Here is a 25,489-nt window from a genome sequence, read left to right as displayed (position 1 = left end):
ATTCTTCATCATGACCCAACACAGCAACGACAGCGACGGCGATATCGAGGAACAGGCGAGGCGATGGCTGGTGCGCCTGCGCTCGGGCCGGGCGAGCGAGGCCGATGCGCAGGCATTCGCCCGCTGGCGCGCGCAAAGTCCCGGCCACGCCCGGGCGGCGCGGGAACTGGGGCAGCTGTGGCGCGGCCTGCGCATGGCGGCGCCCGCGGTGGCGCGCGAGCAAGCCATGCGCGCACCGTCGCGCGGCCGGCGCGCCTTCCTGGGCGGCGCGCTGGCCACGGGCGTGGCGCTGCTGGCCTTGCGTCCGCCGCTGGCCCTGTGGCCGTCCGTGGGCGAACTGGCCGCCGACTATCGCACGGGCACGGGCGAGCAGCGCCAACTGGCGCTGGCCGGCGGCGCACAAGTGCGCATGAATACGCAGACACGCCTGAACCTGCGCGGCGCGGATGACGCCGCGTTCATCGAATTGCTGGCCGGTGAAGCGCAGATCGTCACCGGTGGCCGTGACGCGTGTACCGTGCTGGCCGGCGGCGCGCGGCTGCAGGCGCGCGCCGCCAGTTTCAACGTGCGCTGCCTTCCGGATGGTGACGTGGAATTGAGCTGCCTGGAAGGCCGGGTTGAGGTCGATCACCCGCAGCGGCGCATCATCTTGTCCGCGTCGCAGCAGTTGCGCTACGGCCCGGCCGCGCTGCGCCTGGCCGCGCCGGCCGATTCCAATGCCGTGCTGGCCTGGCGCCGCGGCCTGCTGCTGTTCAATGACACGCCGCTGGAGCAGGTGGTCGAGGAGTTCAACCGATACCGGCCCGGCAGGATCTTCCTGCAAAGCGAAGAGCTGGGCATGCGCCGCGTGCAGGCGCAGTTTTCCATCGATAAGCTCGATGTCGCCCTGGCGCTGATCCGCGACCTGTACGGCGCGCGGCTCACTTACTTGCCTGGCAATCTGGTCTTGCTTAGCTAGCGTCGCTGTTCCTGCTTGCTCTGTCACACGCGCGCACATCAAGCCGGGCGTGGACCCACAGTATCTCGCCTTCACTATGGGAACGCTCCCGGCGTTGCCTTCGATAGTGTTTCTGGAAAAAATAAATGCGGGTTAGGCGGGCAGCATGCGTCCCAGTCATGAGCAGCGCATTTTCAGCGCGCCTTCCCTGACCAACCAGCACGTTCATTTTTCCAGGAAATCATTGCCATGACCATGTTTCACACTGCCCGGCGCAAGACCATGACACAGACGCTGCGCGTGCCCGCCCCGCAAGCGGCCATGCGGCTTACGCCACTCGCGTATGCCGTGGCCGTGCTGCTGGCGGCGGGCGGCACGGTGCAGCAGGCGCAGGCGCAGCAGGCGTTCAGCGGCGCCTGGTTTGCCGGCAAGGGCGCGACGCAGGCGACAGCGGTGCAAACGGGGCGGCAGCCTGGCGGCGTGCCGCTGGCGGGACGGCCGGTGGCGCCCGGCGCGCAGACTGGCGAGCAGTTGCAGCGTTCGCTCAACAACCTGAATCTGGCCGCGCGCGCCATCGCTGCGCAGCAGGCGGCGCAGGCACAGGCGCGCCAGGCAGCGGCCGCTGCGCCCGGCGTGCCCGACGGCCTGGTGAATGGCGGCCTGAAGATCGATGCCAACAGCCTGACGGCTGGCTGGCTCAACGCCCAGGCGCCCGTGCAGACGGTGCAGGGAGGCAAGACGACGGTGCTGGTGCGGCAGACGGCCGACAAGGCCATCCTGAACTGGGAAACGTTGAATGTCGGCAAGGATACGATCTTGTCCTTCCAGCAACAGAAGGACTGGGCCGTGCTAAACCGGGTCAATGATCCGCTGGCGCGTCCCAGCCAGATCCAGGGCCGCATCGAGGGCGACGGCACGGTGCTGCTGGTCAACCGCAACGGCATCGTCTTCCATGGCGCCAGCCAGGTCGATACGCGCAACCTGGTGGCTGCCGCCGCCGGCATCGGCGACGCGCAGTTCCGCGAGCGCGGCATTTACAGCAATGGCAGCGCGCCATCGATCAGCGATGCACTGGGCAAGGTCGAGGTGCTGCGCGGCGCACGCGTCGCCACGCGCGCGCCCGCCAATTCCACCGAGGGGGGCGGCTATGTGCTGCTGGCAGGCGCCGAGGTGCATAACGGCGGCGAGATCCTGGCGCCGAAGGGGCAGGCGCTGCTGGCCGCTGGTGACAGCTTCGTCATCCGCAAGGGCGTGGGCACGGATGGCAATGCGCTGTCCACCACGCGTGGCAACGAGGTCGTGCCACGGTCCGGCGTGGCGGGGGCGACAGGCAAGGTCGCCAATTCGGGGCTGATCCAGGCGCGCGAAGGCGATGCGACCCTGGCCGGGCGCGAGGTGCGTCAGGATGGCGTGCTGCTGGCCAGCACCAGCGTCAATGCGCGCGGCACGCTGCACCTGCAGGCGCTGGGTGAACAGGCCGCCGTGGTGCTGGGACAGGGCGCCACGACAGCCATCCTGATCGAGGAAGAGGCGAGCAATACGGCGCTCGACAGCCAGCGCGACGGCTTGCGCGCCCCGGCCGTGACCGGCGCCGCGTCCATGCCGCCGCTGGCGGACCGGCGCGACCAGTCGCGCATTGCCATCGACAGCGCCGGCACGGTGGATTTCCAGGGCGCGTCGCTGACGCTGGCCACGGGTGGGCAGATCAGCGTCAATGCAGCCGGCCGCAGTCTGGTGCGCGATGGCGCACAGATCGACGTGGCGGGCGCGGCCGGCGTGCGGCTGGCCATGGAAAGCAACAACGTCAAGGTCAACGTGCAGGGCAACGAACAGCGCGACGCACCGGGCAACCGCGATGGCAAGGGGCTCAATAGCAGCGATATCTGGCTGGACAGGCGCAGCCTGGTGTTTGTTCCCAAGGGAACGAACGGCTATGACAGCGACCGCTGGTACACGGCGGGCGGCTTGCTGGAGGTGGGCGGCTACCTGGGCATGCAGGGACACACGGTGGGAGAATGGATGGCGCAGGGCGGCACGCTCAGTTTTGACGGCAAGGACGTGGTCACGCAGGCCGGCTCCAGCATCAACCTGTCGGGCGGCACCTTGCGGGTGGAAGGCGGCTCGATCCGCCAGACGTGGGTGAATGGGACCGACGGCCGCCAGTACGAAGCATCGCGCGCGCCCGGCGACCTGCTGTACACGGGCCTGTACCGGGGCTTTGAAGAGCTGCACGCGCGCTGGGGCGAGTCCGCCACGGCTTCCTACCGCAGTCCGCTGATCGCGCCGCTGCAGCGGCTGGAAAACGGCTATACGGTGGGGCGCGATGCCGGCAAGCTGGTGATTGGCACGCAGGCGGCCGTGCTGGAAGGGCTGATCGACGCCAGCGCCGTCCAGGGTCCGGGTCAGCAGCAGGCGGCGCAAGCCGGTGTCGATGGCTACCATCAGTCGCACAAGGCCGCCGCCACGCGCGGCCAGCTGATCGTCGGCCGCTCCGTGCCCATGTTCGAAAAGAGCACGGGCCTGACGCACGACAGCCTGGGCGCCGTCATGCGCGACGTGCAACTGGCCGGCGGCGCGGACGATATCGCCGCAGGCCTGGACCTGGGCGCGCTGCTGCCAACCTCGCGCCAGGGTCGCCTGGTGCTCGATACGGCACGCCTGAATGGCTTCGAACTGGGCGCCCTGCGCATTGCCGCCACGGATACGATCGCCGTCAATGGCGCCGTGCGGGTGGCCGACGGCGGCAACGTGACCCTGTACGGCAGCGCTGTGGCGGTCAATGCCGACGTGACGGCGCATGCGGGCGGCATCCAGATCGGCAATATCCTGCGGCAGGCTGTCAACGACCGCATCGAGGACAGCGTGCTGAAGGCGCCCACCGGCGGCAAGGCCGGCGTGCAGGTGGCCGGCGGCGTGACGCTGGATGCGAGCGGCTTGTGGAGCCAGTCCCTGCAGGAGGAAGAATCATTGCCTGGCGCCAAGCTGGCATACCGGCACGGCGGCAGTGTTTCCCTGCGCAGCAGCGGCGACGTGCTGCTGCGCCAGGACAGCCGCATCGACGTGCGCTCGGGTGCGGCAGAGCTGGCTGGCGGTGCGCTACGCGGCGGCAAGGGCGGCAACGTGACGCTGGAAACGCGCATGCAGGGCAGCGACCGTGCAGCCAGCCTGGGTTTCGATGGCGCGCTGCTGGGGCAGGGCGTGGAGGGCGGTGGCACGCTGCAGGTGCGCGCGGCGAAGGTGCTGATCGGCGGAGCGGCGCAGGCGGCGGCCGACACGCTGCAGCTCGACAGCGGTTTTTTTGACAAGGGATTTTCCCGCTACGATATCGGCGGCAACGGCGGCTTGACGGTGGCCGACGGCGCGCAGGTCGCGGTGACGATGCCGCTGCTGCGCCTGGCCGGGCAGGAGGTGGAAGCGTGGCTGTCGCCCGTATACCGCGAAGACGCGAGGAAGGGCGTGCTGACGCAGCGCCTCGGCGCCAGCTTGCGGCTGCAGGCCGGTGTGGCGGATGTCTCCGGCGGCGCGGACATGGCCAGCGTCCAGGCGCGCATCGGCCACGGCGCCACGCTGGAAGTCGATCCTGGCCAGTCGATTACGGTAGCGGGCATCGGCCAGCTGACGCTCGATGGCCGCCTGAATGCCTGGGGCGGCAAGATCGTGCTGGAAGGCATGGCGGGTGATGTGCAGGCGGCCGAGACGGCCAACGGCGCCGGGCACGGCCGCTCGATCTGGATCGGCGACGGGGCAGTGCTGGACGCGGCGGCGCGCGCCGCCACGGCCGTCGATGCGCGCGGCCAGCGCTATGGCCTGGTGCGCGACGGCGGCAGCATCGTGGTGGGCGGCACGCTCGACCAGGCCACGGGCAAGGCCGATGCGGCGCACCTGTTCGTGGCCGTGCGCGAAGGCGCGCTGCTCGACGCTTCGGGCACGCAGGCGCAGCTCGACGTGGCTGGCCTGGGCGCCACGCAAGTGGCCAGCCGTGGCGGCAGCATCGCGCTGGCGTCGAACAACGGCCTGTATCTTGACGGCCAGATGAAGGCCGGCGCGGGCGGCGCCGGCGCGGCCGGCGGCACGCTCGCACTCGCGCTGGAAACGCCGCAGTACCGCGATACCGCGGGCGAGCGCGTGCGCCAGGCGCGCGAGTTCATGCTGCGCCAGCAGCCGGCCGGCGGCACGCTGGCCGCCACCCAGCCGGAACAGGCGGCCGCGCAGTTCGTGTATGGCCACGCGGCGCTGGCCGCTTCGCAGGTGGCCGCTGGCGGTTTCGGCAACCTGTCCATTCTCAGCAACGGCATGCTCGGCTTCGATGGCGACCTGTCCCTGTCGCTGGGCCAGAGCCTGCATCTGTACGCACCGACCCTGGTACTGGCCGACGGCGCGGCGGCGGCCACGCGCGTGCTGCTGGCGGCGCCGTACATGCGCCTGGCCGGCATCGGCGCCGTCGGCACGGGCGACGGCCAGATACGTCCCACAGTGACGGGCGGCGTATCGACGCGGCCGGCCGCCGGCACCTTGCGCCTGGCAGCCACGCAGCTGCTCGACGTGCGCGACGTGCTGACGACGGGTGCGCATGGCGGCAAGGAGCGCGCGCAAGGACTGCCGATGGCGCTCGACCGGCGTGCCTTCGACAGCGTGGAACTGGCCAGCCAGGGCGACTTGCGCTTCCTGGGCGCCACCGTCAGCGGCCAGAATACCGCCCTCAACACGCCGGCCGACCTGGCGCTGACGGCGGCGCGCATTTATCCTGCAACGGGGGCCAATGCCATCGTGCGGGCCGGTTACCTGGGCGGGGGCAGCGATTATGCGCAGCAGCGCCTGCTGCGCATAGGCCGCGCCGGCACGGATGGCGCAGCGCCGCCGCTGCCGCCATCTTCCGCCTTTGGCGCGCTGACCCTGGGCGCGGCCGCGATCGAGCAGGGCGGCGTGTTGCTGGCCCCGCTGGGCAGCCTCGTGCTGGGCGCCAGTACGGGCGCCAGCATGTCGGACACGCGTTCCTTGCGCTTCCTGCCGGGCAGCGTGACGTCGGTCAGCGGCGCCGGCCTGATGCTGCCATATGGCGGCACGGCCGATGGCGTCAGCTGGCGCTACGATGGCCAGGATGTCAGCTTGCTGGGCGCGGGCGGCACCTATGGCACGACGGCCAATCTGAAGGTGGGACTGGCGATGAAGAGCCGCGCGGTCGACGTGCAGCCGGGCGCCGTGCTCGATCTGTCGGGCGGCGGCCAGTTGCTGGGCGCCGCCTTCGTGGCCGGCCGTGGCGGCTCCACCGATGCGCGCTACCATCCGCTGGTGCAGACGCGGGCGAACGGCGGTTTCATCCTGCCTGAACTGGCCAGCAATCCCGTGTACGCGATTGTGCCGGGCGCGCAGGCGCCGGTGGCCCCCGCCGATGGCGAGCGCGGCGCCAGTGTGCCCGCACCGGGCCAGCAGGTGACGATAGGCGCCGGCGTACCCGGTTTGCCGGCCGGCAGCTACACCTTGCTGCCGTCGACCTACGCCTTGCTGCCGGGCGCCTTCCGCGTCGAAATCAATGGCCAGGCCGGCATCGCGCCGGCCGCGCCGAATGCCATGCGCAACGGTTCCTGGGCCGCCAGCGGCCGCCTGTCCGTGGCAGGCACGGGCATCGGCGACGCCCTGTCGCGACAGCTGATCGTGACGCCGGCCAGCGTGTCGCGCAGTTATTCGCAGTACCGGGAAACCAGCTATGCCGATTTCGTGCGCGCCGACGCGGCCAGGCTGGGTGTGCCACGCGCCATGCTGGAAGCGGATGCGCGGACCATGCTGGTCCAGTTGATGCCAGGCAATGGCGACGCCATCGATTTCCATTTCCAGGGCCAGGCCCGCTTTCAGCCCGCCGACAAGGGATATGGCGGCACGCTGGCCTTCCCGATGGACGGCGGGCATCTGGAAGTGCTGGCGGCCGCTGGCCAGGCCAGCGCCGACATCGGCACCGTATCGCTGCGCGGCGCTGACGTCAACGCCGTGGGTGCGGCGCGCCTGTCGCTGGGCAACTTGCCCGTGGTGCGCTATGGCCAGGGTGGCAACCTGCTCGACTTCTCCACTGGCGGGGCCGCCGGCGCCATCACCGTGCGTGACGGGGCGTCGCTGTCGGCCGCCGAAGTATTGCTCACCGCCAACTCAACAGTGGCAAACCAGGGCGCCGGCATCAAGGTCGAGCAGGGGGCTGCCATCAGCACGCTGGGGCGCGGCAAGTCCGCCTTCGATGCCGACGACGGTTTCGTCTACCAGCCCGGCTACCGTGGCGTGCTGGCCGTGTCCAATGGCCGCCTGCAGATGCTGGCGCCGCAATACGATAGCGCGGGCACGCCGGCCAGCATCCGCATCGGCACTTGCGCGCAAGCCGCCTGCGCTGGCGCTGCCTCGCTGTATTCGGAAGGCTCGATCGCCTTTGCCACCAGCAGTGCCTTCGAGCTCGGCGACGCCGTGCGCTACGGCACGCGCCACCTGACCCTGGCGGTCGGCGGCATCAACGTGGGCAGTGCGCAGGCGCTCGATGCGGCCGCCGACCGCGGCGCCCTGCCGCCGGGGCTGACCTTGAACCAGGAGGTCCTGGACCGCTTGCTGCGCGGCGATGCCGGCACTGGCGCGCCGGCCTTGCAGACCTTGTCGCTGACGGCCGCCCAGTCGCTCAATTTCTACGGCGACACGACCCTGAGCACCATGGATACCAGCGGCAAGTCGCTGCTGGACAAGTTGTCGCTGACGACGCCGGCCATGTATGGCGGCGGCAAGGCGGGCGAGGCGGCGCGCATCGTCACCGATACCCTCGTCTGGAATGGCGGCACGGCCGGCCCGGCAGCGCTGCCCGGCGCCGTGCTGGCCGGCGGCGCCGGCACGGGCAGCGGCACGCTGGACGTGAACGCGCGACGCATCGAGTTTGGCTATGGGCCCGACACCCGCCCGGACACGCTGGCCGACGCGCAGCGCCTGGTACTGGGCTTCGCCGACGTCAGGCTCAATGCCAGCGAGCGCATCACGGCCAACCACAAGGGCAGCCTGGCCGTGCACCAGTCGCAGGGCGCCTATGCGACGGGCAAGGGCTACGCCTACGCCGGCGGCGACCTGTACCTGAACACGCCGCTGCTGACGGGACAAGCCGGTTCCGTCAACCGCATCACGGCAGGCGGGGCGCTCAATATCGCGGGAGCGGGCGGCGCCAGGCCAGCGGCGCTTGCCGGCAGCGACGCGCTGGGCGCGGAACTGCTGTTGGCGGGCAATAGCGTGACGCTCGATACGGTCGTGGTGTTGCCTAGCGGCAAACTGACCCTGGCCGGCACTGGCGACGTGCGCCTGCTGGACGGCGCGCAGCTGGACCTGGCGGGACGCAAGGTCAGCATCCACGATGCGGACAAGTACAGCTGGGGCGGCGAGGTGATACTGACCAGCCGCAGCGGCAATATCGCGCAGGCCGCCGCCGCCGGCATCGATGTGTCGGCCCGCAACAACCAGGGCGGCAAGGTGCAAGCCATCGCCCTCGATGCGTCCGCAGGCAAGGTTGACCTGCAGGGCCGGCTGCTGGGCGGCGCCAGCGGCCGCTATGACGCCGGTGGCACCGTCTTGCCCTACAAGGGCGGCGCCGTGGATATCCGCGCGCAGGACGTGGGCGACTTCGCGGCCCTGAACCGGCGCCTGAACGACGGCAAGGTGGATGGCGAACGCAGTTTCCAGATCAAGCGGGGCGATCTGACCATCGGCGACGAGATCAGGGCGGGCAGCGTCAATGTTTCGCTCGACAATGGCCGCCTGACGGTGGCCGGCGTCATCGACGCCAGCGGCGAGCGCGTGGGCGCCATCCGCCTGGCGGGCAAGCATGGCGTGACGCTGGCCGGCACGGCCGTGCTCGACGCGCATGGCAGCGTGCTGCGCGTCGATAGCTACGGCAAGATCATCGATGCGCCGAACCGTGCGTTGATCGAAATCAATGCGGGCGATGGCGTGCTGGCCCTGGACAGCGGCGCACGGCTCGATGTGCGCCACGGCACGGCCGCCGGCAGCGGCGCGGGCAAGGGCCGGCATGACGGCAAGGCGCGCGGCACGGTGGACTTGCACGCGGCGCGCCTGGGCAGCGCCGGTGGCGCCAGCGACGCCGACGCGGCCACGCACGGCGACATTGCCATTGCGGCCGGCGCAGGCCTGCGCATCGAAGGCGCGCGCGAGATCGCCGTGCACGGCACGGCGCGCTACGGCGATGCGCCACAAGGCGTGCTCAAGGATGCTAATGGCCAGGTCGTGCCGGGCCCGGACGGCTTGCCGCAGGCGGACCTGGCGGCGGGTGGACGGCCGTACCAGTTCATCGACCAGGCTTACCTCGATAGCAAGCATGACGACAGCACGGCCTTCATGGCGGGGGCGCTGGGCAACGCCAATTTGCTGGAAAATAAGCTGGCCGGCTTGCGCACGGCCGCATTTGCCGAGACGCTGCATGTGCGGCCCGGCGTGGAAATCGTCACGCAGGGCGACCTGGTGGTCAGCGGCGACATCGACCTGTCCGCGCACCGCTATGCGGGCCTGAACGCGAAGACGCCAAAAACCGCCGTGACCGGCTCGGGCGAACCGGGCAGTCTGGTGTTGCGCGCGGGCGGCAATCTCGACATCTTTGGCAGCATCAATGACGGTTTTGCGCCGCCGCCCGCCACGCCGGACGACAAGGGCTGGGTGCTGACGCCGGGCCGCCAGGCCTACGGCGGCGACGTGGTGGTGCCGGGCCATGGCGTGGTGCTGGCCGAGGGAACGTTGTTTCCCGCCGGTAAGGTCTTGAATTATGCCCTGCCCATCCAGCCGGCGACGCTGGCCGTGGGCACCGTGCTGCCGGTGACGGCCAGCCTGGCGGCGGCGCTGGAAGTGCCAGTCGATGCGGTGCTGCGCGCGGACGTGCGCGACAGCGCCGGCCGCCTGCTGCATGCGGCCGGCACGCTGGTTGCGGGCCAGCCGTTGCTGCTGCCGAAAGGCACGCAGCTGGGCGCCGGTTCGCAGTTGCCCGGGTCGGCCGCGCTGGAAGGCCTGACCTGGCCGGCCGGCGTGCCACTGCCGAGTCTGGCGCAGTTCGATAACTACCTCAAGCCGAACGGGGTCATGCTGGCCAGTGCGCTGGCCTTGCGCGTCGGTGCGCTGATCCCCGCAGATACCCGCGTCAAGCTGCCGGGCGGCGCCCTCAGCGTGCCGCTGCGCGCCATCACGGGCGGCGTGCAGGGCCGTAACTGGGCGGTGGCGCCCATGCTGCCCGAAGGCTCGCTGTCGTGGTCGATGCGGCTCGTGTCCGGCGCCGATACCGGCGCGGCCGACACGCGCAGCATCCGGCCCGTGCTGGCGGGCGACTTGCGGCTGGCCGACAGCCATTACGCGCTGTATGAAACATATGACCGGAAAATCATCCCGGGCACGCCGGCGCGGCCGGGCGGTGCCTGGTTCTGGAATGCGTTCGGGGGCGAGCTGGGGTACGAGCCAGGCACGCCGGTGGCGCCCGATCTTGAAGGCATGTGCGACGAAGGCGCCTGCGACCGCCACAACTATGCCTGGAGCGACAGCGCCAGCCTGTATGATCCCGCCTGGCTGGCCGGCAAGCCGGTGCCGCTGGATGTGGAAGGACTGTGCGATGCGGAGCTCTGCATCCCGCTGGGCAAGGCGATTCCCGGCACGCCGGACCGGGTGGAAATCGGCGCGCTGAAAAGCGTGACGCCAGCAACCCAGCATTTCAGCGTGCTGCGCACGGGGACGGGCGACCTGGACCTGATCGCGGCCGGCAACGTCAGTACCCTGTCGCCATATGGCATCTATACGGCGGGCACCTCCACCGCCAGCCAGGGCAATGCCGCCTACAATCAGGCGCGCGGGCGCGCCGGCGACGGCGCGACGGTGCTGGGCAGCGGCGGCGCGGCGTATGAATCCCTGGTCGATGGCGGCGCGGCCAGCGCCTATGCGGCCTGGTACCCTGACCATGGTGGCAATCTGCTGCTGCGCGCGGGCGGCAACCTGACGGGTGACATCGTCAGTGCGTTCGGCGTTGCGCGCCAGGAAGACTTGCGCAGGCAGGCGGGCAGCGCCAACGTGGGTAACTGGCTGTGGCGCCAGGGCACGGGCGGCACGGCCGGCGTCGACCCGATACCCGCCAGCTGGTGGATCAATTTTGGCACGTATATCAAGGAAGCCGGTGGCGCGAGCGTCTTGCAGCCCGACCAGCCGATCATCGACAAGCTGCCGATGCTGGTGGGCTTCACGGGCATGGGCACGCTGGGTGGCGGCAACCTGAGCGTCGATGTGGGCGGCCATGCGGGCATGCAGGCGCGGCGCGGCTCGGCCGATGGCGAGCAGTCGCCGCGCAGCGAAGGACTGGTGCTGGCCGTGGCCGGCACGGGCCGGGTCGGCGCCGACGGCGGCATGCTGCTGACGGGCGGCGGCGACATGGACGTGCGCATTGGCGGCGACCTCAATCCCGGCCTGCAGGCCAGGGCGGCCGCCAACAACGGTTTTGGCATTCAGTCGGACGCGGCGACGGATTACCAGAACCAGAATCTGAACCTGAACGGGGCGCTGAGCAATCTGCGCGGTGCGCTGGCCCTGCAAACGGGCAGCCTGGGCGGCGTCGCCTTCAATTATGGCGGCATGCCGCAGCAGCACGACAGCAAGGAGCAGCGCGCCTACGATCCCTACGGCGCCACGCTGGGCACGGCCACCGGCGGCGCGACGCTGATGCTGGGCGATGCGGCCGCGCGCGTGTCCACGCGGGGCGACCTGGTGCTGGCCGGCACGGGCGACCCGGGCCGCGTGAAAACGCCTCATTCGTCCGCGTTCACGGCCAATGGCAAGGCCTATGCGCAGGGCGGCTACGGCTGGTTTTCGCTGTGGACGGATGGCACGGCGATCGACCTGTTCTCCGCCGGCGGCAGCCTGGCGCCGAGCGTGCAACTGGGCGATGTCGATTTTGGCAGGACACCGGCGAGCCAGGGCAACCATGCCGATTCGGACGGGCGTTTCCTGTTTCCTTCGCAGCTGGGGGCGGTGGCCGCGAATGGCAGCATCTTCCTGGGCAAGTCGGCGCTGGGCGGACGCGACTATTATGCGCCCGGCTATTCCATGCTGCTGGCGCCATCGGCCAGCGGCCGGCTCGACTTGCTGGCGGGCGATTCGCTGTATGCCAGCGGCTATGCCGTGAGCCGCTCGGGCGCCGCCGCGTCGAGCCTGCCCACGCCCGTTCATCCCGCCTTCGCCGGCTATGCGCAGCCGGCCACCTACGTGGCGGGCAATGGCGGCGCGGACGGGATCGTGTCGAGCCTGGTGCGCTTTCCCCTGTTCGCGTTTGGCAGCCCCAGCGCCGCGCCGCTCGCCGACGCCGCCGGCACGCCGTCGCGCCTGTACGCGGGCAAGGGCGATATCGTCGGCTTGCGCAGCGGCGAGTTCCTGGCGTTTGCCAACGGCCAGCGGGCCGGACAGACATGGTACGAGGGTGGCGCGCCCGTGTGGATGAGGGCCGGGCGCGACATTGTCAACTCCGGCACGCAGCCGGGCCAGCCGACGGCGTTGCCGAATGCCATCGCCAATACCCGCGAGAACGCGTATGGCAATGGCGTCAGCACGGGCAACCTGTTCGTGCATGCGCGCGCCACGGACGTGTCCATCGTCGCGGCCGGGCGCGACATCCTGCATAGCAGCTTCAACGTGGCCGGTCCCGGCACGCTGGAACTGACGGCGGGGCGGCATATCCGCATGGAAGAGCAGGGTGCGCTGGTCAGCCTGGGCGCCGTGGTGGCTGGCGATAAACGTCCCGGCGCCGGCATCGTGCTGCAGGCGGGGCTGGGCGAAGCCGGCGTGAATGGCGTCGATTTCGCCGCCTTCGCGCAGCGCTACCTGGACCCGGCCAACCTGGCCCAGGCTGGCGTGCCATTGGTGCAACAGGCGGGCAAGGTCGCCAGGACCTATGCGCCGGAGCTGGCCGCCTGGCTGGCGGCGCGCGAGGGTTTCACCGGCACGCCGCAACAGGCGCGCACGCGTTTTGCCGCCTTGCCGCCCGAGCAGCAGCGGATCTTCGCGCGCCAGGTCTTCTTCGATGAATTGAAGGCGGGCGGGCGCGAATACAACGATGCGCAAGGTCCGCGTTTCGGCAGCTACCTGCGCGGTCGCAACGCCATCGCGGCGCTGTTCCCCGCGCAGGATGCGCACGGCGCGCGTATCGGCTATCAGGGCGATATCAGCCTGTATGGCCCGTCCGGCGTGAATACCCTGTTTGGCGGCGATATCAGCATGCTCGCGCCGGGCGGCAAGCAGGTCTTCGGCACGGAGGGCCAGGCGCCGCTCGCGGTGCCCGGCCTGGTGCCCGGCGTGCTCACGCAGGGTGCGGGCGATATCGGGCTGTACGCCCGGGACAGCATGCTGCTGGGCCAAAACCGCATCATGACCACCTTCGGCGGCGCCATCCTGGGCTGGTCGGCGCTGGGCGACATCAATGCGGGGCGCGGTTCGAAGTCGACCATCGTCTACACGCCGCCCAAGCGCGTGTATGACCAATGGGGCAATGTGACGCTGGCGTCCGACGTACCGAGCACGGGCGCCGGCATCGCCACGCTGGCGCCAATACCGGAAGTGCCGGCCGGCGATATCGACCTGATCGCTCCGCTGGGCACCATCGACGCGGGCGAGGCGGGCATCCGCGTCTCGGGCAACGTCAACCTGGCGGCACTGCAGGTGGTGAACGCGGCGAACATCCAGGTGCAGGGGAAATCGAGCGGCATGCCGGTGCTGGCCGCCGTGAACGTGGCCGCCCTGAGCAATGCCAGTGCGGCGGCGTCGCAGGCGACGGGCGCGGCGCAGGAAGCGCTGCAGCGCGAGCGGGCGGCGGCGCGCGGCAGCTTGCCATCGATCTTTTCCGTGCGCGTGCTGGGCTTTGGCGACGAGCCGGTCGAGGACGGCGACAAGCGCGGCAAGGCGGCCAGCTACCGGCCGGACAGCCCCGTCGCCATCCTGGGCCTCGGCGGCACGGGTGCCACTCAGCGCGCCCACCTGACGCGCCAGGAGCAGCAGGAGCTGGACCTGTGATGGCCAGCGTGGAAGCGTTGTCGCCGTGCCTGCAGGCGCACCTGGCCACGCACTACGCGCGCCTGCACCGGCGCCTGACGCGCTACCTAGGCTGCGCGGAGCTGGCCAGCGACAGCCTGCACGACGCCTGGCTGCGCCTGGCGGGCAAGCCCGCACCGCCCGCCAGCAGCATGGATGCCTACGTCTGCCGCGTGGCGTGCAACCTGGCCGTGGACCGGCTGCGCCAGGCGCGGCCATGGCACTACGCGGACGGTGCCGAAGCGGTGCTGGAACAGTTGGCAGATGGCGCGGCGGGACCGGCCACCCTGGCCGAAGTGCGCTCCGAGCTGGCCGCCGTCGACCGGGCGGTGGCGTGCCTGCCGCGGCGCCACCGCCAGGTGCTGTTCGGCCTGCGCCTGGAGGACGCCACGCGCGACGAGGTGGCCGCGCGCCACGGCATCTCGCTGCGCAGCGTCGACACCCTGCTGCGGCAGGCGCTCGACCACTGCGCCGCGCAGACGGGGCAGACCGTCATTGGCGGCATCGGTACGGCGCGCCGGGCTTTGCGCACGGCGCGGGCTGGTTTCCAGCCGGGACCGCCATCGTTTGCTGTTGCCTCATAAGCATCATGGCACGCCAGCCGTCTACAGCATGCGCTGGAAGACGCCGTCCTTGTCCAGCAGCAGATGCTTGAGGCCGGCAAGGGCGTGCAGCACGATCAGGGCGGCCAGGGTCCAGGCGCCCAGTTCATGCAGTCCGAAGCACTGCTCGGCCAGGGCGTGGTCGGGCGCGAACCAGCGCGGCAGGGCCAGGCCGAAGAAGGCCACGCCGCTCTTGCTCAGCAGCGCACCGGCCAGGCCCGTGGCCGGCACCAGCAGCATGCCCGCGTACAGCAAGCCGTGGCCCAGGCGCGACAGGCGCGCTTGCCACGGCGCCACGGACGGCGGCAGGCTGGCCGGCCTGTGGCCCAGGCGCCAGGCGGCGCGCGCGGCGAGCAGCAGCAGGAGCAGCAAGCCCAGCGATTTATGCAGATTGAAGTACACCTCGCTGCCGGGATCGTCCTCGACCTCCATCATATACCAGCCCAGGGCCAGCATGGCGGGGATCAGCACGGCCATCAGCCAGTGCAGCAGGCGCGCCGGGGCGGCATAGCGCCAGCCTTGCGTCTTCAAAGTGTGGGTGTGCATGGTGTTTCCTTGTCGTTGTGTTGCGTGGATGATGCGTCTGGCCGCCAGCGGTTAAGATAGGGGGCTGGCATGGGAAGCAGCCGGAAGTGGACGATGGATCGATGGTCGCCCGCAGATGTTAAGAAGTTCTTAATGTCCGGCGCCTACGCTGCCAGCATGAAATCCCGGACACGACAGCCAGACAGGACAGGCCACGATGCGCATATTGCTGACAGAAGACGACCCCCAGCTGGGGCGCGCCACGCAGATGGGGCTGGAGCAGGCCGGCTATGCGGTCGACTGGGTGCAGTCGGCCGAAAGCGCGCACATGGCCGTGCGCCTGCACCGCTATGGCTGTCTGTTGCTCGACCTGGCCCTGCCGGGCGAGGATGGCATGCAGGCGCTGGCGACCTTGCGCCGTGGCGGCTATGACGGGGCGATCCTGATCGTCACGGCGCGCGATCAGATCGTCGACCGGGTGACGGGCCTGGATGCGGGCGCGGATGACTTCATCGTCAAGCCCTTCGACCTCGATGAACTGGCGGCACGCATGCGCAGCGCCTGCCGCCGCGCGGCCGGGCGCACGCACGAAGAACTCGTGCATGGCGATATCGTCATCGACGTCGCCGCGCGCCAGGTGCGCCAGGGCGGCGTGGAGGTGCCCGTGACGGGCAAGGAGTTCAGCATCCTGCTGATGCTCGTCGAGCAGCGCGGGCGCATCCTGAGCCGCGTGCAGCTGGAAGAGGGCGTCTACAGCTGGGGCGAGGAAGTCGACAGCAACGCGCTGCAGGTGCATATCCACCATTTGCGGCGCAAACTGGGCAAGGCGCTGATCCGCACCGTGCATGCCATCGGCTACAGCATCGACAAGCCCGCTACGCCCGATATGCCCGAGATGCAGGCGTGTCCGTGATGCCCGCCATCCCGGGTAGCGCGGGCGCATGGTCGCTGCGGCGCACGCTGCTGGCCGTGCTGCTGGGACTGACGTTCACCTTATGGGGCTTCAGCGCCGCCATCGTGTATCTGGAAGCGGGGCGCGAAAGCCAGGAACTGTTCGACCAGTCGCTGGCCGAGACGGGCCATTTGCTGCTCGCGTTGGCCGAGCACGAGGTGCAGGAGCATGGCGCGAGCGCGTCGCTGGTGATGCCGGTGGCGCAGAACCGCAACCACCGCCAGTATCTGCTGTTCCAGGTGTGGGATGCGCAGCAGCGCCTGCTGTACAAGAACGCCGGCGCGCCGGACCGGGCGTTCGCCGCGCCGGCCGATGTGGGCTACAGCTGGCACGACAACGACGGCCGCCTGTGGCGCATCTACACGAGCTGGAATCACAACGCGCAGCTGCAGATCCAGGTGGCGGAACCGGCCAGCCACCGCCAGGAAATCAGCAGCCGCTTCGCCCTGAAGCTGCTGGTCATCGGCTTGCCGATGGCGGCCCTGGCGGCGCTGGCCATCTGGTGGAGCATCAACCGCGTGTTTCGCGCCTTGCGCCGTAGCGCCGATGAAGTGGCGCTGCGCACGCCCGACGATCTCGCCAGTGTCAGCGTGACGGGCGCGCCGCTGGAAGTGCAGCCGCTGCTGCAGGCCATCAACCGCCTGTTCGTGCGCGTGCGCCAGACGCGCGAGCAGGAGCAGCGCTTCACGGCCGATGCCGCGCATGAACTGCGCACGCCGCTGGCGGCCATCAAGACCAACCTGCAGGTGCTGCAGCGCGCGCGCAGCGATGCCGAGCGCAAGGAATCGGTGATGGGCCTGGGCCTGAGCGTGGACCGCGCCACGCGCCTGGTGGCGCAGTTGCTGACCTTGTCCCGGCTCGACCCGCAGTCGCAGCCGCCGCCCGACCTGCCCGTGCTGGACCTGGCCGCCGTGCTGGCCGACCAGCTGCCCGCCTGGATGGCGCAGGCGCAGCGCCAGGATCTGCTGCTGCGGGCCGACCTGGCCACGGCGCCGTGCCGTTTGCAGCCGGACCATGTCCTGATCCTGGCGCGCAACCTGATGGACAATGCCATGCGCTACACCCCGGCCGGCGGCACGCTGGCGCTGGATTGCCGCACCGAGGCCGGCGGCGTGCTGCTGCGCGTGAGCGACACGGGGCCCGGCATCGCCGAGCAGTTGCGCGAGCGCGTGTTCGAACGTTTTTTCCGCGCCGCCGGCGCGCAGCAGCCGGGCAGCGGCCTGGGCTTGTCGATCGTGCGGCGCATCGCCGAAACGCATGGCGCCAGCGTGCAGCTGGCCGCCGGGCCCGATGGCGCGGGCCTGGTGGTGACGGTGCGCTTTCCCGCGCCCGCCGACGCGCCCATGCATACCTAAAGGAGAAAATATGCCATTGCGACACCGCGAGTTTCACCGGATGGACAACGTGGGCTGGCTGCGCGCCGCCGTACTGGGCGCCAATGACGGCATCGTCTCGACGGCCAGCCTGGTGCTGGGCGTGGTGGCGGCGCACGCCACGCACGACAGCATTCTGGTGGCCGGCGTGGCCGGCCTGGTGGCGGGCGCCATGTCGATGGCCACGGGCGAATATGTCTCGGTGCAGTCACAGGCCGATACGGAACAGGCGGCGCTGGAGCGCGAGGGCGGTGAGCTGCTCGGCGATCCGAAGGGGGAGCTGCACGAGCTGACGCACATTTATGTGGCGCGCGGCCTGGAGCCGGCGCTGGCTGCGCAAGTGGCCAGGGCGTTGACGGCGCACGATGCGCTCGGCGCGCATGCGCGCGATGAACTGGGCATCACCGAGAGCATGCGCGCGCGTCCGCTGCAGGCGGCGCTCGCCTCGGCGCTCAGTTTTGCCGTCGGCGCGGCGTTGCCGCTGCTGGTGGTGTTGCTGGCGCCGTTGTCCATGCTGGCGCCAGCCATCGTCGTGGCGTCGCTGCTATCGCTGGCCTTGCTGGGCGGCCTGGCCGCCAGGGCCGGCGGCGCGCGCGTGGGCCGTGGCGTGCTGCGCGTGGTGTTCTGGAGCGCGCTGTCGATGGCGGCGGCATCGGGCATCGGGGCGCTGTTCGGCGCCACGGCAGCCTGACGCTTCGTGCGCGGCCCTGTCCATGGCCCTGGCGACGGCGGGTGGGGTACTCGGCCGCACGGCACCGCCGGGCAGCACTTCCAGGGCGTCGCGCCAGTTCGCTTCCAGCGCGGGCCACCATTGCTTGTTGATGCGTCTGGCATAGGTGATCGAGGCGGCCACCGATGCCAGGTCGGCCTGGCCAGGCGGCGGTTCGTCGAAGGGCGTGGGTTCGGAGTCCTCATCGCCGCCGCTGGCCAGGTAATCGAAGGTCGTGTCCAGATAGACGAGTCCACGCACGCGCTGCGGGTGGTCGCCGGCGAACAGGGTCAGCTCGTTGCCGGCGATCGAGTGGCCGGCAACGATGGCGCGTTTGACTTGCAAGGCGTCGAGCACGGCCTGCAGGTCGGCCACCAGGGTGGCGGGGGCATACGTCATATCGTTGGCGTCGTTCACGGGCAGCGGCTTGCTTGATGCGCCATAGCCGCCTGATGCGGCCGGCCAGTCGCGCACATGCAGGCTGACGCCGGGGGCCACGCCAATTTGCCGGTCCCTGACACTGGCGGCGGGCGATCCTCCGCCACAGGCGGAAAGGGCGGCCCGGGCCGTGATGCCCAGCAGGACCTGCCTGCGGGTCTCGAAATGCTGCTCGTCCTCGTTGGATTGGTTCATGGGGTGTCCCTTGCGTGTTGGGGGCGGGTGCCAGTATCGGCAGCGCGCATGAAGCGCCGCTGAGGCTAGCCTGAAGGTCGCCTGAAGAAAAGACTGGGACAAAACTTCCCTAAATGGTGAATTTGTTTGCATGGGAAAACACGCCACCGCTCCCATCGCCGCTGCCGGCCATGCCGGCCATGCCTGCCATGGCTGGCCGATAGTGCGCACAAAAAATGTTTTCCTGATCCCGCGTCTATCGCCGGAATAATCGCGTCAGATTATGTCAGGTTGCGCCGTTTACTTTTGCCTTACTGTTTACTCTTCAAAAACAAGAACAGAGATAAACGGAATGATAGATCTACTTTTGTTAGGGGCCGATACCGAACGCAGTCACGAACTGGCCAGGCTTTTTCAGAGCGCAGGTTATCAGGTCGTCGAAGTGCGGGATCTGGCGTCCTATTTGAGTCGGCCATTGGGTGAGTTAATGCCGTCACATGAATTTGTCTCAAGTGGCGGCGCGTTGAATCTTGCGTGCGCCAGCGGGTCGCGCGATATCCGCATATTTAACGCCAATGCATCGGGCGAAAGCGGCGGGGCGATTCAATTGCGGCCACGCCTGCTCACTTGCATCCTGAACCTGGCCCGCCAACTGATGCCCGGATGGCGCCTCAGCATGGGAAATCGTTGCCTTGAAGCACCAAATCGCCGCATCGTGGAATTAACCAGCCTGGAATTCAAGTTCATCAAGAATTTCGCCTTGGTGGAAATGAACGAGGCTGTTTCGCGCAAGCAGATAGTGCAGGCATTTGGCGAGGATTATTTATCCTACGACCAGAACCGCATCGACACCATGTTAAGAAGACTGCGCAAGAAAGTGGAATCAGGCGCCGGCGTCAAATTGCCGCTGAATACCGAGAGGGTGCGTGGATTCTCTTTCGGCGAGGTATTAATTATTGATCCATGAACAAGAAAAAGGATATGTCATAAAGTGTCATGCTGGCCGTGGTACAGCTCCTTAAAATAAACGTGCAAGCCCTGTGATTGAATATAACGTTTATTGAAAGGTGAGTATGAAAATGAAATTGATGATGGCCGTTCCATGCGGCCTGTTACTGGCGGCCATGCCGCTGGTGGCGTCCGCCGCCGAACCGGCATTGCCAGGCTACGCCGCCGACCTGAGCCAGACCACGGTGTCCGGCATTTCTTCGGGCGGCTTCATGGCGGCCCAGCTGGCAACCGCGTATTCCTCTCTGTTCACGGGGGTCGGCGTGATCGCCGGCGGACCATACGACTGCGCCTCCACCTATCCCGACCAGTCGCCGCTGCAGAACGCGGTCACGGCGTGCATGTCGCCGCTGGTCGCCGCCGCTGGGGCGGATGCGGCCGTCTCCTGGGGGAGCGCGCAGCGCCGTGCGCAGGAAGGGACTATCGATCCGGTAGCCAATCTGGCGCGCCAGCGCGTCTACGCGTTCAGTGGCGCGAGCGACAGGACGGTCAGGACGATGGTGGTTGACCAGGTGGAAAAATACTACCGGCTTGCCGGCACGCCGCACGATGCCATCCGCTATCGCAGGAATGAGGCCGGCCATGCGATCATCACCGCGCGTCAGGAAGACGTGGCGTGCGCCGAGACGCGCGCGCCGTACATCAACAATTGCGGTTTTTCCCAGTCCGCCGAATTGCTGGCGCATTTGTATGGCGCGCGCAGCCAGCCGGCCAGCACCGCCGCGCTGACGGGGAGCATCGTCAGGTTCAATCAGCGCGAATTCGTCAAGGGCAGCCGTGCCAGCATGGACGACACCGGGTATGCCTATGTACCGCGCGATTGCCAGGCCAATGCCTGCGTCGTGCACGTGGCATTCCACGGCTGCCAGCAGGGCGCCGCGCTGCTGGGCGAGCGTTTTTACATGGGCACCGGTTACAACGAATATGCCGATGTGAACCGCATGATTGTCCTGTATCCGCAGGTGCGCCCGTCCAACGGTATTCCGCCCAACCCCAAGGGCTGCTGGGACTTCTGGGGCTATTCCAGCGAAGATCAGCGGCGGCCCGACTTCCAGACCCGCAGCGCGCCGCAGATGGCGGCCGTTGTCGCCATGCTGCGCCGCCTTGGCCAGCCGCGCGCCACAGCTTCCGCCTCCGCTCCTGCACCTTAACTTTTTCCTGAAACGGCAAACGATCATGGCATTTAATCCACTTACCCAATGGCTGTCTTTTGGCAAGTCATCGCTGGAAATATACAAGCAGTTCACGTCCGCCGGCGATGCCGGCCTGCGCGATGCCGGTGCGCAAGCCGGTCCCGCGCAGATGGCGCAACTGCTCAAGTCAACCCTGGAAATGAGCAAGGAATGGAGCGAGGCGCAGTCCGATGCGTATGCCGCGCTGTTTCGCACGCAGCTCGCTTCCTTCGATGCGCGCCTGACGTCCGATACCGTGCTCACCTTGATGGATCTGCACGCCAGGCTGTCGAACGATCTGTCGGCGCAAAGCAATGGCACCATCAAGGGTTTCGCGCAGCGCGCACACGCCTGTGTGCATGACCTGCAGGCGGCACAGACGCGCGACGATGCCGCCATGGTGGTGGCGGGCTTCCTGACCGACGTGGGCGGCGTGCTGCGCACTGGTGCGGAAGAGACGGCGTCGCTGCTGAACGCGGCGCAGGCGGCCTCCGGCATTCTCACGCACAAGGCGCTCGATGACATGGCGCAGGGCAGGCACGCGCCGCTTGATTGAGGGGCTTGAGCGGCAATGAAAAAGGAGAGGCTTGCCTCTCCTTTTTTACGGCCAGCGTTCCGGCAATCAGGCAGATTCCTGTGCAGGGGGCGCCGGGGGCGCCGCATCGAGCGGCATGTCCAGCATGTAGTCAGGCAAGGTGCGGGGAAAGATGCGGCTGAACATCATGCCGGCCTGCGCCGCCGCCAGCTGGAAGCGGCGCCGCAGTTCTTCGCTCACGCGCATATCCGTGCTGGCCTGGTAGCGTTGCTGCAAGTCGCGCATGCCCGTCAGCTGGTCTTCCAGGGGGCTGAGCTGGTCCGACGCCGCATGGCCGCCCACGTACGCGCCCTGGCTCATGCCCATCAAGGTCAGCAGGGTGGCGGAGATCTGGATATTGCCCAGGGCATCGGCGCCGCTGGCGATCACATAGGCCGCGATCACCACCGTAAACACCAGCATCTGGAACTTGTAGATGTCGAAGCGCTTGTCCGTTTGCAGCAGTTCAGCAGCGCTCGCCCGCGCGTGCGCACCCGTCAGCGGCGCGGTGAACCAGCCCAGCTGCTGCACATATGCATACAACTGCGGTTCCAGTTCCTTCTTGATCGAGCTGGTGATCTGGCTGCCCGCCGTGCCGGCCGTGGAAATGCCGATCAGGTACAGCAGGTCTGTCGACAGCTCCTGCAGCAGGCCCGTGCGCAGCCACTGGTAGAACAGCAGCGTGGCGACGATCAGCGTAAACAGCAGCATCTGCATTTGCGACAGGCTGGCATGGCCACCCGAACCGGTGATGTACCAGGGCAGCAAGCGGTGCCACCGCTGGCGCCAGCCCGGGGGCGGCTGCGCGCCGTTGCTGCCCAGCGCAGGAATGGCCGCCGCGGCCAGCAGGTAGCAGCCGGCCGTGAACAGCAGCGCCGCCGCCATGCTGGAGGTCTTGCCCGACACCGTCAGCTTCATTTCGCGGCCGAAGTACACATGGCCGCGCTGGCCATCCTCATAGTCGAACGCGGCGATTTTCAGGCGCAGCGGCTGGTGGCGGTTCCAGAAAACCCAGCTGCCCTTCAAGTCGCCGGCATTGCTGAATTCCTCGATTTTAGGCGTGCGGAAGTAAATGCGTGTGGTGGCAATCGGACGCGCCGCATCGTGTGGATTGGGGCTGTCGACGACGGCGACATGGTCGACCAGCAAGGGCAGGGTGCTGTAGCTGTTGTTGCGCCATAGCTCGAAGTAGCCGAGCACGCACACCTTGTCCGTCTGTTCGGCGAAGCTGGGATTGATGCTCAGGTAGTTGATGTTGCCGCTCGGTAGGCTTGGCGACGGCAGGTCGATCCTGGCGTTGTCCAGCGTCTCGATGGCTTCCTGCACCGGCAGGCGCATTGCCTCGACCTGCTGCTGCGGCGTGCCGCGAAAGCGCGCCGAGCAGATGTCCTGGCCTGCCTCGCTGGCAGCGGACGCCGGTGCCGATGCCAATGTCAGCGCCGATGCCAGCAGCAGCGCCCCTGATACCTCGTACATGTTCATGCCTAACTCCCTTTTCCGGTGGTCGATGAGGTGCGCCGCTGGCCGCGGCTGGCGGCGCGCGCCATCCCATGCTAGGACGCGCGCGCAGGCGCGCCCTGACCATCTCTGGCCTGCGCGGCCGGCGTCAGAATCGGTCAGGCAAGGGGCCCTGAGCGCGGTCTATCCTCGCTGTGTCGCTACTTTTTTTAACTGTTACATCAACCAGATAGGGAGAAATCTATGGCTGTCCTGACGAGTCTTGAGGACATGGTGCGGGCAATTGCCGGCTCGGTGATGAATGCACAGCACATGGTGGAAAAGGCGCAGTTGGCCAACATCGCGTCATTTTTCGACGACCGGCACCAGCCCACCGTGATCGATATGGAATTGCCCGCGATTCACAGCGGCGCGGAGGCGGAAGCGTTCTATCAGTACCGCGTGCCCGTGATCTCGCTCGTGCCGCACAGTTCGCTGATCATCGGCGAGGCCGAGATCGAGCTGGACGTGGAACTGGGCGCGTTCGAAGACCATGAGCGAGGCGGCGTACACGAAGGCATCATGGACCAGCTGGGCCGCGCGGCGCCGGCCGACAAGAAGGCGGGACTGATGGTCAATGCCGGCAATGGCGGACTGGCCAGCAAGAACGGCAATGCCGTCCACATCAAGCTCAAGCTGGTCGCCACCGACAAGTCGGAAGGCCTTGCGCGGCTGGTCAACGATGTCGTCAAGGCGCAGGGTCCCGTTGCCATGCGGCGCGGCGGCGAGAAGGCCTAAATGGCGCCTTTGATAGTCCTGCATATTCATTCGCCTACTTAAGGAGCATACCTTGGCCACGAATAATTTTCATCTTGCTAATATCCGATTTATCAAGCGCATTGTTGTCGGCAATGATAATCCACAAAGCATGAAAACAGAAACCGAAGTGCAGCAAGCCATGGATCTGGTCAATCTGTGCCTGGCATCGACGCCGCGCGGTTATGTGCTGAACGTGGAAAAGAGTTTTGGTTTATATAATATCGGCGAGCACCAGGTGGTGCTGCAATATGCCGTTTATAACATCGGCTTCGACCGCAAGCCGATGTTCCTGGACGATCATGGCCAAGCCTGAGCGCCGCCCCGCGCAGTGGCAGGCACCATCGCTGTGCGGCGCGGTCGCGCGCAGCCATGCGGCGGCGAACGCGGCGCTGCGCGTGGCCAGCCTGGCCGGCGCCCGCTACGCTCCCGCCGCCGCGCCTTTCCACTATGTGTTGCCCGATGCGCCCGCTGGCGCCAGCGCCGGCCAGGACATTCCCGCCCGGCAGTTCGAGCGCCAGTACGCGTGGTGCCTGGAGTCGCTCGGCGTGACGGTGTACGGCTATTGCATCGAACGCCAGTTCGGCTGGGAACGCAAGACGGAGCCCGCCTTGCTGCTGCGCCGGCCCGCCTGGTGGCGGCGCCTGCTGCGTCCGGCGCCGTTGCTGGCCCTGACCGTCGATGCGCGCCAGGCGGGCGCCGCCATCAGCCTGGCCGCGGCGCAGCGGCCCGGTTACCGCGGCAGTATCAATTGCATCGTGCGCCTGGAACCGGCATTGCAACAGCAATTGAAACAGCTGCACGAGGCCCAGACCATTGCTGTTTCGATTAAAAAGAAAATACTCGACTATTTATTATTCATGCGTCGCTGAGTTATTTTCAAGATGGTCAGAAACTGCCATTAAATCATTAATTTTAAAGCGTAATCTAATAATGTCGGCATCGTGAAAGTTAATAGTAACGGTGCTCGACATTAATCCACGACGTGGAATCCTCTTACCCGCAAGGGTTTAATCTTAAAGGAGTAGATAATGGCTGAAATTATTGACATGGCATCGCAATTCAAAGGCTTGCCGATGGGCGACCTGATCGGTGGCCCACTGACCGCCGCCTGTGATGCGCAAGTGAAACTGGCGCATGCCACCGCCGATTTCATCAAGTACATCGGCTTCATGCCGCCGTCCGACAGCGACAAGGACGGCGTGGGCGCCACCCGCCTGGCGCACTTTGCGTTCACCCGTCCTGTGGCTGATCCGGCCGACCCCAGCAAGACAGTTGAAGAGTCCGTCTCGCTGGACGTGCCGCTGCTGGCGATCGTGAAGATCCCGAGCCTGTCGATCACCAAGGTCGACATCACCTTCGACATGGAAGTGAAATCGTCGTTCAGCTCGAAAGAGACGGAAGACAAGTCGGGCAAATTCTCGGCCGACATCAAGGCCGGCTGGGGTCCTGTCAGCGTCAAGGTGCATCTGGAAGGTTCGGTCGCCACGCACAAGGAAAACACCCGCAGCTCGGACAATTCGGCGAAGTACCACGTGCAGGTGCTGGCCGAAGACGGCGGCATGCCCGAAGGCCTGGCGCGCGTGCTCGACATCCTGCAAACGTCGATCCAGCCGCGCGTGACCCCGCAAGCACCAGCGGTGCATTGATGCCGCAGTGACCGCGTAGTTTGCGAGCCGCATGGCCCGTTACCTGGCGCCATGCGGC

15 protein-coding genes and 1 pseudogene are annotated in these 25,489 nt (G+C 67.8%); 13 read left to right on the top strand and 3 right to left on the bottom strand.

Features of this window, described 5'->3' with window-relative positions:
* Positions 1 to 10 precede the first annotated feature (10 nt).
* From K0F86_RS16060 to K0F86_RS16050, 3 genes are all read left to right on the top strand, one after another.
* Complete coding sequence (locus K0F86_RS16060; protein WP_219135334.1) at positions 11 to 958, top strand: FecR domain-containing protein; 948 nt, start codon at positions 11 to 13, stop codon at positions 956 to 958.
* A 228-nt stretch (positions 959 to 1,186) separates the two neighbouring features.
* Positions 1,187 to 13,984 (top strand): filamentous haemagglutinin family protein, encoded by a 12,798-nt coding sequence (locus K0F86_RS16055; RefSeq protein WP_257572183.1) that lies wholly within the window; start codon positions 1,187 to 1,189, stop codon positions 13,982 to 13,984.
* Positions 13,984 to 14,586, top strand: a complete 603-nt coding sequence (locus tag K0F86_RS16050; RefSeq protein WP_257572193.1) for an RNA polymerase sigma factor — start codon at positions 13,984 to 13,986, stop codon at positions 14,584 to 14,586. The genes K0F86_RS16055 and K0F86_RS16050 overlap by 1 nt, the downstream gene beginning before the upstream one ends.
* Positions 14,587 to 14,607: 21 nt before the next feature.
* On the opposite strand, the gene K0F86_RS16045 is transcribed toward K0F86_RS16050, so the two are convergent.
* The gene (locus K0F86_RS16045) at positions 14,608 to 15,150 is read right to left on the bottom strand and encodes a cytochrome b (protein ID WP_219135332.1); all 543 of its coding nucleotides are present in this window, start codon (positions 15,148 to 15,150) and stop codon (positions 14,608 to 14,610) included.
* 196 nt (positions 15,151 to 15,346) lie between these two features.
* Between K0F86_RS16045 and K0F86_RS16040 the strand changes: the two genes are divergently transcribed.
* From K0F86_RS16040 to K0F86_RS16030, 3 genes are read left to right on the top strand one after another with little or no spacing between them, the layout of a single operon-like run.
* Positions 15,347 to 16,042 (top strand): response regulator, encoded by a 696-nt coding sequence (locus tag K0F86_RS16040; protein ID WP_219135331.1) that lies wholly within the window; start codon positions 15,347 to 15,349, stop codon positions 16,040 to 16,042.
* Positions 16,042 to 17,436: an ATP-binding protein gene (locus K0F86_RS16035; protein ID WP_257572192.1), complete on the top strand. Its 1,395-nt coding sequence runs from the start codon at positions 16,042 to 16,044 to the stop codon at positions 17,434 to 17,436. Before K0F86_RS16040 ends, K0F86_RS16035 begins: the two co-directional genes overlap by 1 nt.
* A 10-nt stretch (positions 17,437 to 17,446) precedes the next feature.
* On the top strand, positions 17,447 to 18,145 hold the full coding sequence (locus K0F86_RS16030; RefSeq protein WP_219135329.1) for a VIT family protein: 699 nt from the start codon (positions 17,447 to 17,449) through the stop codon (positions 18,143 to 18,145).
* Between the two features lie 249 nt (positions 18,146 to 18,394).
* Here the strand turns inward: K0F86_RS16030 and K0F86_RS27585 are convergent.
* A pseudogene (locus K0F86_RS27585) lies at positions 18,395 to 18,796 on the bottom strand (alpha/beta fold hydrolase); the annotation flags it as partial.
* A gap of 331 nt (positions 18,797 to 19,127) precedes the next feature.
* Between K0F86_RS27585 and K0F86_RS16025 the strand changes: the two are divergent.
* From K0F86_RS16025 to K0F86_RS16015, 3 genes are all read left to right on the top strand, one after another.
* The gene (locus K0F86_RS16025) at positions 19,128 to 19,742 is read left to right on the top strand and encodes a winged helix-turn-helix domain-containing protein (protein ID WP_219135328.1); all 615 of its coding nucleotides are present in this window, start codon (positions 19,128 to 19,130) and stop codon (positions 19,740 to 19,742) included.
* 106 nt (positions 19,743 to 19,848) lie between these two features.
* Complete coding sequence (locus tag K0F86_RS16020; RefSeq protein WP_219135327.1) at positions 19,849 to 20,934, top strand: poly(3-hydroxybutyrate) depolymerase; 1,086 nt, start codon at positions 19,849 to 19,851, stop codon at positions 20,932 to 20,934.
* A gap of 25 nt (positions 20,935 to 20,959) precedes the next feature.
* Complete coding sequence (locus tag K0F86_RS16015; protein ID WP_219135326.1) at positions 20,960 to 21,511, top strand: hypothetical protein; 552 nt, start codon at positions 20,960 to 20,962, stop codon at positions 21,509 to 21,511.
* A 66-nt stretch (positions 21,512 to 21,577) separates the two neighbouring features.
* On the opposite strand, the gene K0F86_RS16010 is transcribed toward K0F86_RS16015, so the two are convergent.
* Entirely contained in the window at positions 21,578 to 23,011 is a 1,434-nt protein-coding gene (locus K0F86_RS16010) for a hypothetical protein (RefSeq protein WP_219135325.1), read from the bottom strand.
* A 219-nt stretch (positions 23,012 to 23,230) separates the two neighbouring features.
* On the opposite strand from K0F86_RS16010, the gene K0F86_RS16005 reads away from it, so the two are divergent.
* From K0F86_RS16005 to K0F86_RS15990, 4 genes are all read left to right on the top strand, one after another.
* Complete coding sequence (locus K0F86_RS16005) at positions 23,231 to 23,764, top strand: DUF2589 domain-containing protein (protein ID WP_219135324.1); 534 nt, start codon at positions 23,231 to 23,233, stop codon at positions 23,762 to 23,764.
* 52 nt (positions 23,765 to 23,816) lie between these two features.
* A complete protein-coding gene (locus tag K0F86_RS16000) occupies positions 23,817 to 24,098 on the top strand; it encodes a hypothetical protein (RefSeq protein ID WP_219135323.1) in 282 nt (93 codons plus the stop codon).
* Positions 24,085 to 24,654, top strand: a complete 570-nt coding sequence (locus K0F86_RS15995) for a hypothetical protein (protein WP_219135322.1) — start codon at positions 24,085 to 24,087, stop codon at positions 24,652 to 24,654. The genes K0F86_RS16000 and K0F86_RS15995 overlap by 14 nt, the downstream gene beginning before the upstream one ends.
* 159 nt (positions 24,655 to 24,813) lie before the next feature.
* Positions 24,814 to 25,431 carry a DUF2589 domain-containing protein gene (locus K0F86_RS15990; RefSeq protein WP_219135321.1) on the top strand — a complete coding sequence of 206 codons (618 nt, stop codon included), beginning with the start codon at positions 24,814 to 24,816 and terminating at the stop codon, positions 25,429 to 25,431.
* Positions 25,432 to 25,489 lie beyond the last annotated feature (58 nt).

Source organism: Janthinobacterium sp. UMAB-60 (genome assembly GCF_900095235.1).
In the GTDB taxonomy this organism is placed as follows: Bacteria; Pseudomonadota; Gammaproteobacteria; order Burkholderiales; family Burkholderiaceae_D; genus Janthinobacterium.
Note: the sequence above shows the minus strand (reverse complement) of the source record. Positions and strands in the feature narration are given on the sequence as shown.

Coding starts and splice junctions, on each gene's coding strand:
- K0F86_RS16050 (WP_257572193.1), top strand. CDS start 13,984: ATGGCCAGCGTGGAAGCGTTGTCGCCGTGCCTGCAGGCGCACCTGGCC.
- K0F86_RS16045 (WP_219135332.1), bottom strand. CDS start 15,150: ATGCACACCCACACTTTGAAGACGCAAGGCTGGCGCTATGCCGCCCCG.
- K0F86_RS15990 (WP_219135321.1), top strand. CDS start 24,814: ATGGCTGAAATTATTGACATGGCATCGCAATTCAAAGGCTTGCCGATG.
- K0F86_RS15995 (WP_219135322.1), top strand. CDS start 24,085: ATGGCCAAGCCTGAGCGCCGCCCCGCGCAGTGGCAGGCACCATCGCTG.
- K0F86_RS16055 (WP_257572183.1), top strand. CDS start 1,187: ATGACCATGTTTCACACTGCCCGGCGCAAGACCATGACACAGACGCTG.
- K0F86_RS16060 (WP_219135334.1), top strand. CDS start 11: ATGACCCAACACAGCAACGACAGCGACGGCGATATCGAGGAACAGGCG.
- K0F86_RS16030 (WP_219135329.1), top strand. CDS start 17,447: ATGCCATTGCGACACCGCGAGTTTCACCGGATGGACAACGTGGGCTGG.
- K0F86_RS16025 (WP_219135328.1), top strand. CDS start 19,128: ATGATAGATCTACTTTTGTTAGGGGCCGATACCGAACGCAGTCACGAA.
- K0F86_RS16040 (WP_219135331.1), top strand. CDS start 15,347: ATGCGCATATTGCTGACAGAAGACGACCCCCAGCTGGGGCGCGCCACG.
- K0F86_RS16035 (WP_257572192.1), top strand. CDS start 16,042: ATGCCCGCCATCCCGGGTAGCGCGGGCGCATGGTCGCTGCGGCGCACG.
- K0F86_RS16010 (WP_219135325.1), bottom strand. CDS start 23,011: ATGAACATGTACGAGGTATCAGGGGCGCTGCTGCTGGCATCGGCGCTG.
- K0F86_RS16020 (WP_219135327.1), top strand. CDS start 19,849: ATGAAAATGAAATTGATGATGGCCGTTCCATGCGGCCTGTTACTGGCG.
- K0F86_RS16005 (WP_219135324.1), top strand. CDS start 23,231: ATGGCTGTCCTGACGAGTCTTGAGGACATGGTGCGGGCAATTGCCGGC.
- K0F86_RS16015 (WP_219135326.1), top strand. CDS start 20,960: ATGGCATTTAATCCACTTACCCAATGGCTGTCTTTTGGCAAGTCATCG.